17 protein-coding genes are annotated in these 14,601 nt (G+C 64.7%); 8 read left to right on the top strand and 9 right to left on the bottom strand.

Annotation, left to right across the window (positions count from 1 at the left end):
• Positions 1-3: 3 nt before the first annotated feature.
• Genes phoU through thiE form a run of 3 tightly spaced genes read left to right on the top strand, consistent with a single transcriptional unit; the run spans position 4 to position 2,423 of the window.
• Positions 4-681, top strand: a complete 678-nt coding sequence (gene phoU, locus AV929_RS16240) for a phosphate signaling complex protein PhoU (protein WP_050037074.1) — start codon at positions 4-6, stop codon at positions 679-681.
• Between the two features lie 2 nt (positions 682-683).
• Positions 684-1,745 carry a phosphate uptake regulator PhoU gene (locus AV929_RS16245; protein WP_064288719.1) on the top strand — a complete coding sequence of 354 codons (1,062 nt, stop codon included), beginning with the start codon at positions 684-686 and terminating at the stop codon, positions 1,743-1,745.
• 42 nt (positions 1,746-1,787) lie between these two features.
• Entirely contained in the window at positions 1,788-2,423 is a 636-nt protein-coding gene (gene thiE, locus AV929_RS16250) for a thiamine phosphate synthase (protein ID WP_014041296.1), read from the top strand.
• A gap of 84 nt (positions 2,424-2,507) precedes the next feature.
• Here the strand turns inward: thiE and AV929_RS16255 are convergent, their stop codons facing one another.
• Together AV929_RS16255 and AV929_RS16260 are read right to left on the bottom strand one after the other, a co-directional pair.
• A complete protein-coding gene (locus tag AV929_RS16255; protein ID WP_044952033.1) occupies positions 2,508-2,804 on the bottom strand; it encodes a hypothetical protein in 297 nt (98 codons plus the stop codon).
• A 106-nt stretch (positions 2,805-2,910) separates the two neighbouring features.
• Positions 2,911-3,165, bottom strand: coding sequence for a glutaredoxin family protein (locus AV929_RS16260; RefSeq protein ID WP_050007255.1), 255 nt, complete (start codon positions 3,163-3,165; stop codon positions 2,911-2,913).
• An 86-nt stretch (positions 3,166-3,251) separates the two neighbouring features.
• Here AV929_RS16260 and AV929_RS16265 point away from each other — a divergent pair, with 86 nt between their 5' ends.
• The 3 genes from AV929_RS16265 to AV929_RS16275 all read left to right on the top strand — a co-directional run bounded on the left by AV929_RS16265 (position 3,252) and on the right by AV929_RS16275 (position 6,178).
• Entirely contained in the window at positions 3,252-4,193 is a 942-nt protein-coding gene (locus tag AV929_RS16265) for an oxidoreductase (RefSeq protein WP_023843413.1), read from the top strand.
• Positions 4,194-4,276: 83 nt separating this feature from the next.
• Complete coding sequence (locus tag AV929_RS16270; RefSeq protein WP_014041292.1) at positions 4,277-5,353, top strand: hemolysin family protein; 1,077 nt, start codon at positions 4,277-4,279, stop codon at positions 5,351-5,353.
• 39 nt (positions 5,354-5,392) lie between these two features.
• Positions 5,393-6,178: a hypothetical protein gene (locus AV929_RS16275; RefSeq protein ID WP_014041291.1), complete on the top strand. Its 786-nt coding sequence runs from the start codon at positions 5,393-5,395 to the stop codon at positions 6,176-6,178.
• A 5-nt stretch (positions 6,179-6,183) separates the two neighbouring features.
• Here the strand turns inward: AV929_RS16275 and AV929_RS16280 are convergent, their stop codons facing one another.
• Both AV929_RS16280 and AV929_RS16285 read right to left on the bottom strand, forming a co-directional pair.
• Positions 6,184-6,486 (bottom strand): cupin domain-containing protein, encoded by a 303-nt coding sequence (locus AV929_RS16280; RefSeq protein WP_014041290.1) that lies wholly within the window; start codon positions 6,484-6,486, stop codon positions 6,184-6,186.
• Positions 6,487-6,543: 57 nt separating this feature from the next.
• Positions 6,544-7,776: a hypothetical protein gene (locus AV929_RS16285; protein WP_064288721.1), complete on the bottom strand. Its 1,233-nt coding sequence runs from the start codon at positions 7,774-7,776 to the stop codon at positions 6,544-6,546.
• A 154-nt stretch (positions 7,777-7,930) separates the two neighbouring features.
• On the opposite strand from AV929_RS16285, the gene AV929_RS16290 reads away from it, so the two are divergent.
• Positions 7,931-8,110, top strand: a complete 180-nt coding sequence (locus tag AV929_RS16290; protein ID WP_050037068.1) for a ribbon-helix-helix protein, CopG family — start codon at positions 7,931-7,933, stop codon at positions 8,108-8,110.
• 28 nt (positions 8,111-8,138) lie between these two features.
• On the opposite strand, the gene AV929_RS16295 is transcribed toward AV929_RS16290, so the two are convergent.
• From AV929_RS16295 to AV929_RS16305, 3 genes are all read right to left on the bottom strand, one after another.
• A complete protein-coding gene (locus AV929_RS16295; protein ID WP_064288722.1) occupies positions 8,139-9,374 on the bottom strand; it encodes an MBL fold metallo-hydrolase in 1,236 nt (411 codons plus the stop codon).
• A 413-nt stretch (positions 9,375-9,787) separates the two neighbouring features.
• Positions 9,788-10,093 (bottom strand): hypothetical protein, encoded by a 306-nt coding sequence (locus AV929_RS16300; protein ID WP_008307932.1) that lies wholly within the window; start codon positions 10,091-10,093, stop codon positions 9,788-9,790.
• Positions 10,094-10,387: 294 nt separating this feature from the next.
• Positions 10,388-11,248 (bottom strand): sulfurtransferase, encoded by an 861-nt coding sequence (locus AV929_RS16305; protein ID WP_014041285.1) that lies wholly within the window; start codon positions 11,246-11,248, stop codon positions 10,388-10,390.
• Positions 11,249-11,511: 263 nt separating this feature from the next.
• Between AV929_RS16305 and AV929_RS16310 the strand changes: the two genes are divergently transcribed.
• Complete coding sequence (locus AV929_RS16310) at positions 11,512-12,312, top strand: sulfurtransferase (RefSeq protein WP_064288724.1); 801 nt, start codon at positions 11,512-11,514, stop codon at positions 12,310-12,312.
• 20 nt (positions 12,313-12,332) lie between these two features.
• Here the strand turns inward: AV929_RS16310 and AV929_RS16315 are convergent, their stop codons facing one another.
• Entirely contained in the window at positions 12,333-13,337 is a 1,005-nt protein-coding gene (locus AV929_RS16315; RefSeq protein ID WP_014041283.1) for an AI-2E family transporter, read from the bottom strand.
• A 64-nt stretch (positions 13,338-13,401) separates the two neighbouring features.
• The gene (locus tag AV929_RS16320; RefSeq protein WP_064288726.1) at positions 13,402-14,484 is read right to left on the bottom strand and encodes a geranylgeranyl reductase family protein; all 1,083 of its coding nucleotides are present in this window, start codon (positions 14,482-14,484) and stop codon (positions 13,402-13,404) included.
• Positions 14,485-14,601 lie beyond the last annotated feature (117 nt).

The raw sequence follows: 14,601 nt of genomic DNA on the forward strand, positions 1-14,601 counted from the left end.
CCTATGTCACGAGAGTCGTACCAGCAAGCACTGGACGAACTCCGGGAGAACGTCGTCGAGATGGGAGACCTCGTCGTTGAGCGACTCGAAGCCGCACTCACTGCGCTTCGGTCCGTCGACGAGGACCTGGCACAGTCGGTCATCGATGGCGACGACGAAATAAACGACCTGTATCTGGCACTCGAAGCCGACTGTATCGACCTCTTCGCCCTCCAGCAGCCGGTCGCGACCGACCTCCGCTTTGTCGCCGCCTCGTTCAAGATAATCACTGACCTCGAACGCGTCGCGGACCTCGCCACGAACCTCGCGGCCTACGCGCAGTCCGCCGACCGCCGTCTCGCCCCGGAAGTCGACGTCGACACAATCGGCCGCGAGGCCACCGAGATGGTCGAGCGCAGTATCGACGCGTACAGACGCGAAGACATTGACGAATGTCGTTCCATCGCGGCTGACGACGACGCCCTCGATGCGCTCTGTCAGCGGGCCAGTGAGACCGTCGCACGGGACCTCATCGAACGGGAGGCGGACAGTGACGACGGCTGGGCGGTCGAACAACTCCTCGACGACGTCTCTCGGCTCTTGTTGACCGTGCGGGACCTCGAACGCGTGGGCGACCACGCTGTCAACATCGCCGCACGCACGCTGTATATGGTCGAAACCGACTCGGAACTCATCTACTAAGCATGGAAACACGAAAGATACAGACCGTCGGTGGCGGCACGTACACCGTTTCACTGCCGAAAGAGTGGGCCGAATCGGAGAACTGCACGGCCGGGACGACGGTGAACCTCCACACACACATCGACGGCCTGCTGGTGATTCAGACCCCCGAGTCCCAGACGACGGCGCGGAACCGCGTCGAACTCGAAGCCGGGACCGACGACCCGGCCGAGATAGAACAGTTACTCCGGGCAGCCTACGCCGCCGGCGTCGAATCAGTCGTCCTCGAAGTCCCTGATGGCTACACCGACGAACAACTCCGGGCTATCGAACGCGTCACTCGGAACCTGACCGGCGTGACCGTCGCCGAGGAAACCGAGACACAAGTCACGGTCCAGACGTTGCTCGACGCCGGCGAGGTGTCGGTCAGGCAGTCGGTCCGCCAGCTCCAGTTCGTCGCCCTGTCGATGCACCGGGATGCGATGGCCGCGCTCACGACCGGGACGACCAGCGACCGATGGGCCGACCGAGACGAGCAGGCCGACCGGCTGCACGCCATGATCGACCGCTACTTCGAGCGGGGACTGGCACGGCTCGACGAGATCGACGCGCTCGGGCTGACCCGCCCCGAACTGTTCAGCCTCTGGGCGACCGCCAACGAACTCGAACGCGTGGCCGACCACGCCGAGCGAATCGGGACCGTCGCCGACCAGCTCGACGGCCAGCCAGGGCGGACCATCGTCACAGCCCTCGAAGGTATCGCTCAGGAGGTCCGAACCGTCGTCGAAGACGCTGTCCGCGTCATCATCGGTGACGCCTGCGTCGCTACCGCTCGACAGACGCTGGCCACGCGCCGGGCCGTCCGCCAGCGGATAACCGACCTCGACCGACAGCTGTTCGAATCCGGCGACGCCGACTACCGGCTCACGCGCGCCCTCGATAGTCTCTCCAGAACGGCTGAACACGGCGGCAACATCGCCGAGTTCGGCCTCCGAATGGCCGTCCGCGACGGGGCGCTCACGGCTGACAACGCCGGCACTGACGAGGCAAACGCACCGAGTTCGACAGCCGAAACGGAGTCCTGACGAACGCACAGCACACAAGACCCGTCGGTCCGGAGACCCGCTATGGTCGACTGGGACGTGTACCTCGTCACGCAGGCGTCGCTCTCGGCGGGCCGGACAACCGCCGACATCGTCGCGGACGCGATTGACGGCGGCGTCGGCGTCGTCCAGCTCCGCGAGAAGGACCGAACCGCGCGCGAACGCTACGAACTCGGTCGGGAACTGCGAGCGCTGACCCGCGAGGCCGGCGTCACGTTCGTCGTTAACGACCGCGTGGACATCGCACAGGCCCTCGACGCCGACGGGGTCCACCTCGGCGACGACGACCTTCCGGTTCCCGTTGCACGGGAACTTCTGGGTGAGGACGCGCTCATCGGCCGCTCCGTTTCGACTGTCGCAGACGCCGAAGCGGCCGCGGCCGCCGGCGCGGACTACCTCGGCGTCGGCGCGGTGTTTGCCACCGGATCGAAAGACGACATCGACGACGACGAGTACGCCATCGGCACCGACCGCGTCGCCGCCATCGCCGACGCAGTGGACATTCCCTTCGTCGGTATCGGCGGAATCACGACCGAGAACGCCACCGAGGTCGTCGAAGCCGGGGCCGATGGTGTGGCTGTTATCACCGAAATTACGCAGGCCGACGACCCGGCGGCGGCCGCTGAAGCGCTGAAACACGCGGTCGAACGCGGTCAGTAGCACCGGCGTCCGTCGGCGACTGTGCGCACACTCCTGAAGTGGCCCAGCGAAAGGGGAGGATACACTCCCGACACAGTACAGCGGTCAGCCAACGATGAACTCGGGTGCAACGATGGACGCAACGACGAGACTGAGGAACACGAGAATCGCGACGGAGCGGAGGATACCGGCCGCTTGGTGTCGGCTCTTCGGAAGCGCTTCCGCAGTGCCGGCTAATCCGGTCCCGATTACCATGGCGAGCAACCAAGCAGCCGGGGTTCCTTCGACGACCCAGCCGTAGAGATACAGGCCGGCGAAGATGAGTGCACCGGCAGCGTGGACGAGTGTAATGGGGCGTCCGGACGGCTCAGTAAAGATTCTCTCGCTGATACTGGAGGGCATCGCCGACGTATTCTCCTCGAGAAATAATAAACAGCACTGGTACTTGCCCAATAGCGCCGACCCAGTCCCGACAGCGAACGGCTCTGGTGGGTCCGATGCCCTGCGGTTACGCCGACTGCTGCAGTTTCTCGCGCAACTCTCCCTCGACGACGTGGTACTTGAACGCCGGCGACCCGTCGACGAAGACGTATGGAACGCGCTCGCCGTACTCGTCGCGGAGGTCGGGGTCCTCGTCGACGTCGATGAGGTCCAGTTCGATGGCGACCCCCTCGTCGTCGGCGACCCGCTCGATTGTCTCGATGGCTTCTTCACAGAGATGACAGTCCTCCCGCGTGTAGACGGTGACCGGCACGTCGCTCATTACTGGAAACACGGGGGGCCACGGCATAAGACTCTCACTCTCCCACCGGCGATGGGTTTCAGTGTCTCGCGCCCGTATCTGCGTCAATGACAGGCTGGACTATCGAAGATATGCCCCCGCTGAGGGACCGAACTGTGGTCGTGACTGGTGCGAACAGCGGACTGGGACTCGAAGGCTCGAAGGCGTTCGCTCGCAGGGGTGCAACGGTGGTGATGGCCTGCCGGAGCGTCGAACGCGGTGAATCGGCCGCCACGGAAATTCGCGAAGCCGTTCCGAACGCGACGCTCGACGTCCGGGAGTGTGACCTGGCCGACCTGTCGAACGTCGCGGCGTTCGCCGACGGCCTCCGGGACGACTACGACGCCGTCGACATTCTCTGTAACAACGCCGGTGTCATGGCGATTCCCCGGAGCGAGACGGCCGATGGCTTCGAGACGCAGTTCGGCGTCAACCACCTGGGCCATTTCGCCCTGACCGGACACCTGCTCGACCTGCTCCGGGCCGCCGACGGCGAATCCCGGATTGTCACGCAGTCGAGTGGCGCCCACGAGATGGGCGAAATCGACTTCGACGACCTCCAGCGCGAGCGCTCCTACGGGAAGTGGTCAGCCTACGGCCAGAGCAAGCTCGCAAACCTCCTCTTCGCCTACGAACTCCAGCGTCGTCTGGGCAACCACGGCTGGGACGACGTGATAAGCGTCGCCTGCCACCCCGGCTACGCCGACACCGACCTCCAGTTCCGCGGGCCGCGGGAGATGGGGTCGACGCTGCGAACCGCGGCCATGGGCGTCGCCAACGCCGTTTTCGCGCAATCTGCCGAACAGGGCGCGCTCCCGATGCTGTACGCCGCCACCGCCGACGACGTCATCGGCGGCGAGTACGTCGGTCCCGGCGGGCTGTTCGATATGCGCGGCGCGCCAGAATTCCAGCAGTCGAACGAGACCTCGCGTGACGAGGAGACCGCCGAGCGGCTCTGGGCGGTCTCGACCGACCTCACTGGCGTCAAGTACGACTTCGAACGCCCCTGAGAACGGCCGACAGTGCTGCCGCGGCGTGAGTGGAGACTACAATCCCCACTTTTTCACCGCCGGAACGTGAACCCCGCCGGCACATGCAACCAGTCGAAGTCGCGGTCAGGCTGCTTGCAGGAATCGCCCTGATTCTCGCCAACGGCTTTTTCGTCGCCATCGAGTTCGCACTGACGCGGGCCAGACAGTACGACGAGTCCGAGTTCGACGAACCCGGCCTCCGGCGTGCCTGGGAGATGACCGACGACCTGGAGATCTATCTGACGAGCTGTCAGGTCGGCATTACCGCCTCCAGTATCGCCGTCGGTATCATCGCCGAACCGGCGCTCGCGGCCATCTTCGAGCCGTACTTCGAGACATCGGCACTGGCCGGGGTCGGCATCGGCGGCGCTATCGCGTTCCTCCTCATCAACCTCGTCCACCTGACCCACGGCGAGCAGACGCCGACGTATCTCGGCGTCGAGCGCGCGAAGTTCGTCTGCCGGTACGGTGCGACCCCGCTGTACTACTTCGCCAAGCTAATCTCGCCGATTATTTCGGTCGGTGACGGGGTCGCCAAGTGGACGCTGGGACTGTTCGGCGTCGAGATGTCCGGCGCGTGGCTCGAAGCCGAGGTCGAGAGCATCGAGTCCCGCGCCGAACTACGCAACGAACTCGGCTCCGTCCTCGACCGCGGCGACGTACCCGACGAGCGGCGCGAGGAGGTTCTCTCCGCGTTCCGCGTCGGCGACCGCGAAGTCAGCGAGGTGATGGTTCCGCGGGGGGATATCGTTGCGCTGTCGCCCACCGACGACGACGCGACCAACGCCGAGCGGATCGCCGAGACGCCCCACACCCGCTACCCGCTCGTCGGCGAGACGCTCGAAGACTTCCTCGGCATCGTCTACATCCCCGCGCTCGTCGACGAGCGCGAGGAGCAGGACGGGTCGGGCGGTCTGCTGGACGGCATCGACCTCGAAGCCGTCGCCTCACCGCCGATGACGATGTCGCCGGAAACAACCGTCAGCGACGCTATCGACCAGTTCCAGGCCGAGCGTCAGGAACTCGCATTCGTCCTTGAGGACGGCGAAGTCATCGGGCTGGTGACGGTCACGGACCTGCTCGAAGAGGTCGTCGGCGACATTCAGGACCCGATGGACGCGGAGGCCGGCGTCGCCTGACGCTGAAAGCATTTACCGGTCGCCCAGAAATCGGCGACTGTGCCCTCCCGCAGGACCGTTCTTGGAACCATCGCCTGTACGCTCGTGACCGGCTGTTCCGGACTCGGCGACGACTCCTCGACGGAAGAAGCCACGGCGACAGCGACGCCAACCCCGGTAGTGTTGTCACCGATCGACGCCGCAGCAGTGCCCGAAACGGCGACTGTCGGTGTCTTTTCCGAGACGACCGATGCACTCAAAACAGCCATCCGTGACCCCTCGGCAGACGTGACAGCCCACGAGTGGGCGCATGTGTTTCACGAGTTCGGCTGTTTCGCGTTCGACGGCGAGACGTACGCAGTCGCGGAGCGAACGACCGGATTCGGCGGCTACATCAACAAATACAGCGTGAGCGAAGTCGACGACCCCGGAAACGAGTCGACGGTACGGGTCGACGACCTCCCCGACAGCGACCGACGCGCTGTCATCGACGCGATAGACTCGGGCGAGCATCGCTACGACTCCGACGTGGGCGGCTTCGACCCGAACAGCTCGGTGTACGTCCACAACGGCTCGTACTACGTGTTCTCGCTTGCAGTCCACGGCGACAAGCCGGCCGAAGTCACGTATGCAGTCGAGGCGACGGATAGCGCCCGGTGTGTAACGCTCGAACCGCTGTCGCTCGCCGACGCGCAGGCTGAGGCGCTCGACACGGCCCTCCGGCCGGATGAGGCGGCGACTATCACTGGTGAGGCAGCCCGCGCGCTTATCGCATCGGACGTGCCCTTCGTCCTTCGGGACGGCACCTGCTACGAACTGTCTCCGGTCGACGACACCGAGTCCTGAGACGGCTATCGCGGCGGCGTGTAGAAGTTGACCGTCTCCAGTGGCTCGTCCCCGTCGTTTTCGAGACCGTGGCGTTCGCCGGCCTCGATGCGGACGAGGTCGCTGGCGTCGACCCGGTGGGCGTCGTCGTCGATGGTGACGACGCCGGTACCGCTGACCACGAACAGCCACTGGTCGCTGTGCTCGTGATAGTTTTCCGGGCCGCCGACGGACCGACCCGGCTCGACAGTCATCTCCGCGGCCTGTGCCTCGTCGGTCTCCATTGCGACCTCGAAGTAGCGGTCGAAATCGAGATGTGCCTGCTCCATACGTTTCGGTCCGTCTGCACCGTAGAGCCGCTTTCGGGAACAGAGGACGTCAGGGACTCAATCACCGCTTGTGAGCCGCCCGACCCGCCCGGTGAGTCGGGCCGCGAGACCCTCGAAGTGGGCGGTGCTCCAGCCCGCGACGACGAGTGCGCCGACCGTATTGAACACGAGGTCGTTCACGATGTCGCTCGTCCCGTACTGGGCGAGGACCGCCTCGCCGCCGATAATCGACGCGATGCCGCCGCTGGCAAATTCCAGGATCTCCCAGCCGACGCCCACCGCGAGGACGAACAGAACGACGAAGGTCGCGCGGAACTTCCTGTTGAAAGCAACCGCCCCGGAGTGGCGTTCGACTGCTCGTGCGACCGCGTATCCCACGCCGGCCACGAGCGATGCCGAGACGGCGTGGGCCAGACTGTCGTACCAGCCAAACGCTCCGTACAGTTCGAACGCGCCGGCCGCGTGCAGCGTCGACGCCACTGTGATCCACAGGACGAGGCCGGTGTCCATCGCGTAGCCGTACTCCCGGCGGAGCAGCGCCGGCAGGAACGTTATCGCCAGTGGGCCGCCGCTGTTGACGAACAGCGTCACGTTGCCACGAACGAGTGCGAATGCGGATATCAGACCGAGGAGCGCCTGTAGCGTCCGGACAGCGATGCGGTGGTGCGTGCCGTTTCCAGGAAGGGACGCTTCCGACTGGTCACCTTCCGGGGGATCCGGGTCCGAGACGCGCAGTCGAGCGATGCGTGCTGACCGCTCGAAGTACAGTTCGAACACGACGCCGGCGACGACACCGGCACCCGCCGCAGTGACGAGATCCCACATCAACTCTGTCTGTCCATCGAGAAACGTGGTTCCCAGTAGCGTGTCGGTCGCGTAGATACCGACCGCCCAGACGCCGGCGACGGCCATCGTCACGATGACGACGAACACCGTCGCGAACCGCGGCGTCATCGTCAGTGAGGTGCCCGCATCGAGCACGACGGCCAGCAACAGCGCGACCCCGGCGACCACGAGGAACGGCGTGACCTGCGGGAAGCCGCCGAACGCCCGGACGAGTACCGGCACCGCGACCAGTCCGAGCAACTCCGCGGGCACCGTCGTTTCGAGGTCCCGCGTGGCGAACGGAACTGTGACCGCGATAGCCACGAGGAGTGCCGTGAGCACTGCCCAATCGAATTCGCCACCGGCCGCGAACCGTCCGACGCCACCCACGAGAATTCCCGTTACCGCCCACGCGCCGAGCGCGTCGAGCCGGTGGGGGCCGATGAGAGACTGTAGCGAGCCCATCACTGACTGTGGATACGACGCGAGTCGTAATCAAAGCATGGCGGTCTCCTGACACCCTTCTGGAACTCTCCGCCTTCGCGGCCGCTGTCACGCGACTGACCGACGGTTGTCTGACGAGGATATATTTCTCTGGCCGTCCAACTCCCCGTAATCAATGGACGAAGCGTTTCTGGACCTCGAATCGATTGAGGTCGAACTGGACGAGGAGTTGCTCGACGCGATTGACGACAAGGCGTTCGCCGACCACCGCGACAACCGGGACGCCGCAATCCGCGACCTGCTCGACGAGTGGTTGAAGCAGCGTGCCACCGGAGACGCAGACGAGAGTGACTGAACGTGGCCGAGGTCATCTGTGTGGCCGTCTACCGGACGGCGACGGTCGCGCCTAGCTCGGGCGCTGTCGCGTCGTAGCCGTCCTCGCGGAGCGTGGTCGCAAAGGTCTCACAGCGGTCGCCGTGGTTCACGAGCACCGGCGTGTCACGATAGCTGTTGAGGTACGCAAACAACCCGTCGCGGTCGGCGTGTGCCGAAAAGTCGTACTGCTCGACCCGTGCGCTGACCGGCATAATCCGGCCGTCTATCTCGGCGCTCCCCGTCTCTAGCAGGTCCCGTCCCGGCGTCCCCTCGACCTGATACCCGGTCATGGTAATCTTGTTCATCGGATTCCCGCGGATTTCGGGGATGTACGTCATCGCCGGGCCGCCGGAGAGCATCCCGCTGGTGGTGACGATGGCCGCCTTCTGGTCGGTAATGCGCTTTCGCTGGCCGTCCTTCCCAGTGACGAACCGGGCGTGGGATTTCGCCCGCTGGAGCGCGTCCGCGTCGCGGACGAACTCGGGGTACTGCCCGAGCATCTCGGTCACCTGTTTGCCCATCCCGTCCACGTAACAGGGTATGTCGTGCGCTTCGCAGATGAGCAGCATCTCCTGGGTTCGGCCGATGGCGAAAGCAGGCACGACGACGGTCCCGCCTTCCCAGAGCGTCGTTTCGACGCTCTCGACGAACCGCTCCTCGACCGTCTCCCTGGGTTCGTGGTCGACATCGGCGTAGGTGCTCTCACAGATAATCGCGTCCGCGTCGGGGCGTGCCGTCGTCCCCGAGACGAGGCGCTGGTCGTCGGTGTGGAAATCACCCGTGTACAGCAGTCGGGTGTCGCCATCGTCGACGAGGACGTGTGCGCTCCCCGGGATGTGGCCGGCGTTGTAGAACGTGACTTCGTAGCCGGCGGCCTCGAACGACTCGCGGTAGCCGTGGGTCTCTGACACCTGTGTGACCCGTCTGACGTTGGTCTCGGTGAACGGACAGTTGACGGTCCCGCCGTGGAGTTTGAGCGTGTCCCGTGCGAGCGTCATCGCCAGTTCGTACGTCGGCGGCGTCCAGTGAATCGGCGGCCGCGCGTCGCCCGACACCAGCGCCGGGATGGTCCCGACGTGGTCGAGGTGGCCGTGCGAGACGACGACGGCGTCCGGCGACGGCGTCCGCACCGGAAACCGTGGCGGTGAGTCGGTCAACATTCCGAAATCCAGCAGCAGCGACTCGTCGATGAGGACGGCGCTCCGGCCGATCTCACCCGCCCCGCCGAGAAACTGCACATCCATTATACCGACGGAAGCGTCGCGCCCGTTTCCGTTCGTCGGTTCTGACCGAATCGTGCCATCAACCGCCGGGAAGGCGGAATATCTATGAACCGGAACACGACGATATCCGGGTTCTTAGGGGCTATGAACTGTCAAGGGAGTCTTTCCGGTTGTGGTATTATGTAAAGATAACACGTCGGCTGGGCAGTGTTATCACGCTAGCATAAACAATTATTATACTCGGGGCTCATTGTTCAGTTGTCATGGCGACACGCCAGCAACCCCCGACGACGTACCACACGTGCAGTTGCGGTGAGGAGTTCGACACGACGGAGGAACTCCTCGAACACGCACGAGAGGCACACGGGCTTAGCGTACACTGACTGGCGTCGCGCCGTTTTTCCCATCCACGCAGAAACACCGACAGCGACAGATCAGGACGTCTTGTCGATGTCCTGTCGCACGCTGAACCGCGCGTAGCCGCCGTGTGAGAGGTCAAGCGCACCCAGCCACCAGTTCCACCGCTCGGCGAGTTGATAGTCCTCGGGCGCGTCCGCGAGGTTGTCGACGACATCCCCCACCGTCAGCTCCGCCCCGAAGTCGGTCACGAACTGGTCCGATTCCGAGAGGTCCCGCGCCTGTCTGGCCACGACCGTGACGATATCGGGGTCGGCGTCGAAGGCGTCGCGGAGTTCCCGTTCGAGTTCCTTTCGGTCCACATTCGGGTGTACGACCCGCATCTGACTTGAATGTACGGTTGGGCACACCGCTGTATTTCGGCGTCGGGAGATAGCCGTTCGGAACGGCCGCCACCGTCTCGGCGACGCTACCGGCTCCGAACAACGCTACAAAAATTCGAAAGTCGGTCTCCGATTTTGCGCTGTCGCTTACTCAGCCTCGCCTTGCTTCACGGCTCCCGGTGGTCGCCGTTCCGCTACGAGGCCGATTCCTTCGCTACGCTCAGTCGTCGGCCTCGCCCTTCTCCGCGGCTCCCGTCGGTCGCCGCTTCGATTCGAGGCTTCGTACGCTGTCGCTTACTCAGCCTCGCCCTTCTCGATAGGCGCACCAACCAGATTGCCCCATTCGGTCCAGGAGCCGTCGTAGTTGATGGTGTCGTCGTAGCCCAGCAGTTCGTGCAGGGCGAACCAGGCGACGGAGGAGCGCTCACCGATGCGGCAGTAGGCGACCGTCGTGGAGTCGCCGTCGATGCCGTACTCGGCGTAGAGCTCTTCGAGCTCGTCGTAGTCCTTGAAGGTGCCGTCGTCGTTGGTGACGGCCGCCCAGGAGATGTTCTGGGCACCGGGTACGTGGCCGCCGCGCTGGGCGGTCTCCTGGAGTCCAGGGGGTGCGAGGATTTCGCCGGAGAACTCTTCGGGCGAGCGAACGTCGACGAGCGGCAGTTCACGCTCGATGGCGTTCTCGACGTCCTCTCGGTAGGCGCGGATGGACTCGCGCGGACCGGCGGCCTCGTAGTCGACTTCGGAGAACTCGGGCACTTCGTCGGTGAGTTCGTAGTCGTTCTCGACCCAGTACTCGCGACCGCCGTCGAGGAGCTTCACGTCGTCGTGACCGTAGTACTTGAACTGCCAGTATGTGTAGGCGGCGAACCAGTTGGAGTTGTCACCGTAGAGCACAACCGTCGAGTCCTCGCTGATGCCGTGGGCACCGAGCAGGTCCTCGAAGTCGTCCTTGTCGAGGATGTCCCGCGTGGTCTGGTCCTGGAGGTCCGTCTCCCAGTTGAAGCCGATTGCGCCGGGTGCGTGGCTCTCGTCGTACAGTTCCGTGTCGACGTCCACCTCTACCAGTCGGTGGGCGGGGTCGTCGCTCTGGAACTCGTCCAGATGCTCGCTGACCCAGTCGGCCGAGACGAGCACGTCGTTAGCGTAGTCAGTCATAGTGCGTCGAAGCGTAAGTCTACCAGACATATATTACCACGACTTTCGGCATGTTCGGCCACTCATCCACCCTGGCGGCATATATTACCCCTATTTGGAGGTGCCGAAAGACGGCGTTCCAGCGGTGGAGGGAATAAGGGCCATGGAGTACCATGTCCGGGACGGCTCGCTCTGTTCTCCCGTGAGAACGAGCAATATTTGCAACCACCTTCGACCGACTGCGATGGGAGTTTTCAAGCGGACAGAGCGGTAACGCCACGACAATGACTGATTTCGTCTCTGCGGAGTGGGTGGCGAGCCAGGGCGAGGGTATCCGAATCGTCGACGTGCGCGACGCCTGGGAATACGACGGCCTCGGCCACCTCCCGAATGCGGTGAGCGTGCCCTTCGATTCGTTCCGGGCAGACGAACACGGCGCGGAGTCCGACGCCGACGCTGGCGAAGGGATGCTCCCCGACGAGGACGACTGGGCACAGTTGCTCTCGGGGGCCGGCATCACGCCGGAGAGCGAAATCGTCGCGTACGACGACCACCACGGCGTCTTCGCCGCGCGGTTTCTGGTCACCGCAGAACTGTTCGGCCACGACCCCGCCCGGCTCCATCTCCTCGACGGCGACTTCTCCAGTTGGCAACTCGAACGGGAAACGTCGAGCGAGACGCCGGCTGTCGAGCCGACCGACTACGAGCTGACTCGTCCCGACGCGACGCCGCTGGTCGGTCCGGACGCGGTCGCTGACGCCGCGGACGACCCTGACGCGGTGCTGGTCGACACACGCGAGGACGGGGAGTACGACGAGGGCCACATCCCGGGTGCGGTCCTGCTGGACTGGCGGGCCCTCGTCGACGACGAGACGCGGGGACTGCTTCCGCAAGACGAAGCGCGATCTGTTCTCGAACGTGCAGGTATCGTCCCCGAGAAACGTATCGTCCTCTACTGTAACACCGCTCGGCGAATCAGCCACACGTACGTCGTTCTCCGGCATCTCGGCTTCGAGCAGGTGGATTTCTACGAAGGGAGCCTGACCGAATGGGAGGCACAGGGGCGGCCGCTGGAGACGAACTAACTGTTATACCGACTGCTGGCTCAGCTCAGTTGCTGCTGGTCTCCCTGCCGCTCGTTCGTCAACAGCGACGACAGTTCGACCAACAGCGCGATGACGACTGGCCCGGCGATAAAGCCGATGACGCCCAGCGTCAGCACGCCGCCGGTGAACCCGACGAAGTAGAGGCTGGCCGGGAGGCCGGTCGTGTAGCGGGCGAGTTTCGGCCTGATGACTGCGTCGGGGAGGAAGCCGACGAAGACGAGGCCGAACACGGTCACCAGTATCGCACCGGTGATGTTTCCGTTGATGAGGTCCGCGACAGCGATGGTAAGGACGACGACGCTGGGGCCGATGACGGGGACGAACTGCAGGATGCCGGCAACCACCGCCAGCGCGAACGCGCCCTGATAGCCCAGCAGCCAGAACACGACCCACGCCACGACGAAGGTCCCGAACGCCGTCGCCGCCTGGAGAACGTAAATCGCGTACAGCGTCCCCCGGAGTCGCTGATGGAGTCGGTTGACGACCTCGTGATACGACGCCGGCACCGTCCGATAGGCGGCCTTTTTGGGCGCCTGTGGCCGCCACAGCATCGCGTAGACGAGAATCGTAAACAGGACGGCTTTCAGCGCCAGGACGGGCGATTCTGCCGCGAGGTCGACTGCGAAATCCGTGAGTATCCGTCGCGCTGATAGCAACGTCGGCGCGATCTCGACCGGGTAGCTAAACCCGCCGACATCGATGGTCACCATCGGTGGGAGTTGCTGGAAGAACGAAAACAGGTCACGACGGCGGAGATACAGCACGGCCCCGAGCGGGACGACGATGAGTGTGCCGCTGACGAAGGCGATACCAGTCGTCACGGCCGCCGACAGTCGCTTGTTGAGCCCGTGGCGCCCGAGCCACTTCGAGACGGGGAACAGGACGTATGCGACTGTGATTGCGAAGAATATCGTCGATAGCACTCGCGCGAGAAGGACTGTCGTCAGACAGCCGGTGAGAACGAGCAGGCCCGCGAGGACGTAGGTTCGTCGGCGTGTTACCACGCCCGACCTTTTCTATCGGTCGGTAAAAACGTTATCTGCACACGCCAGGCGAGTAACAGGTCCGTTAGGACCGGGAGAACAGCGCCGCCAACTGCTCCCGTGAGAACAGCGTCGTCGGCCGGTCCATGTGGACGCCGATCTCGCCCTCGAAGGCCTTCATCCCGGCTTTCTGTATCGGCTCCGGCGCGGAGTAGCCGGCCCGAACCGCATGGCCCAGACGGATCTCCTGCCGGAGGTCGTCGCGCCACGCTCGCTCGTACTCGCCCAGCGTCGCCGGGTCCTCCGGGTCGATTTCCCGGGCCGCGTGGTCGGCCGCGGTCATGCCGTAGCGGATGCCGCCGCCGGTGAAGGGCTTGGTCTGTGCCGCGGCGTCGCCGACGAGGAACGACCGCCGACCGGTGACCCGCTTCGGCGGGCCGATGGGGATAAGTCCGGAACAGCGGTGGTCGGTTTCGACGCCGTAGCCGTCGACGAATGCCTCGAAGCGGCCGCGAGCGTCGTCGCCCGGCGGCACAGCCAGCCCGTACTCGACGCCGGCCTCGCCCCGCGGGATGCGCCAGGCGAAAAAGCGCGGGACTGTGAGGTGAACGTCGACGAAGTCGGTGTGGTCCACCTCGTCGCTGAACCCGAGCACGCCGTGCAGCAGTTCGTCGGGCTCCGGCAGGTCCAGTTCCCGCCGGACGCGGCTCTTCGGGCCGTCACAGCCCGCGACCATCTTCGCTCGGTACGCCTCGACGCCGTCATCGCCGCGGACTTCGACGGTAACGCTGTCCCTGTCCTCGGTGACCCCGACGACGGAGTGTGCTTCTCGAACGTCCGCACCGGCGTCGCGGGCCAACCCTGCGAGGTGCTTGTCCAGGCCGACGCGGTCGATGACGTTCGAGATGACCTCATCCTTGTAGAATGGGTGGTCTTGGCTCCCGGGGCCGCCGGTGTGGAACCGCGCGCCGGAGATCTCGTTTTGGAACAGTTCGTCGCGGGCGTCCTCGGTGAACTCCCAGATATCTGTACTCACATGGCCCGAGCAGGCCAGCGGCTTGCCGATCTCCCCCTGTTCGAACACCACCACGTCGAGCCCCCGGCTCGCCGCCTGACGCGCGTACCGGGACCCAGCCGGACCCGCGCCGACCACCACAACATCGTGCATACACATTCTCTCGGTGTCACGAACCAAATAGCTTCTCGATTCAGACGGACTGTTGTACCTGTTTTCGGGACGACCGCTGGGTTAGCTATCCGTCGCAGGGACCCGAGAATGGGCCTG

The sequence above is a fragment of the Haloarcula sp. K1 genome, from assembly GCF_001647155.1.
GTDB lineage: Archaea > Halobacteriota > Halobacteria > Halobacteriales > Haloarculaceae > Haloarcula > Haloarcula hispanica.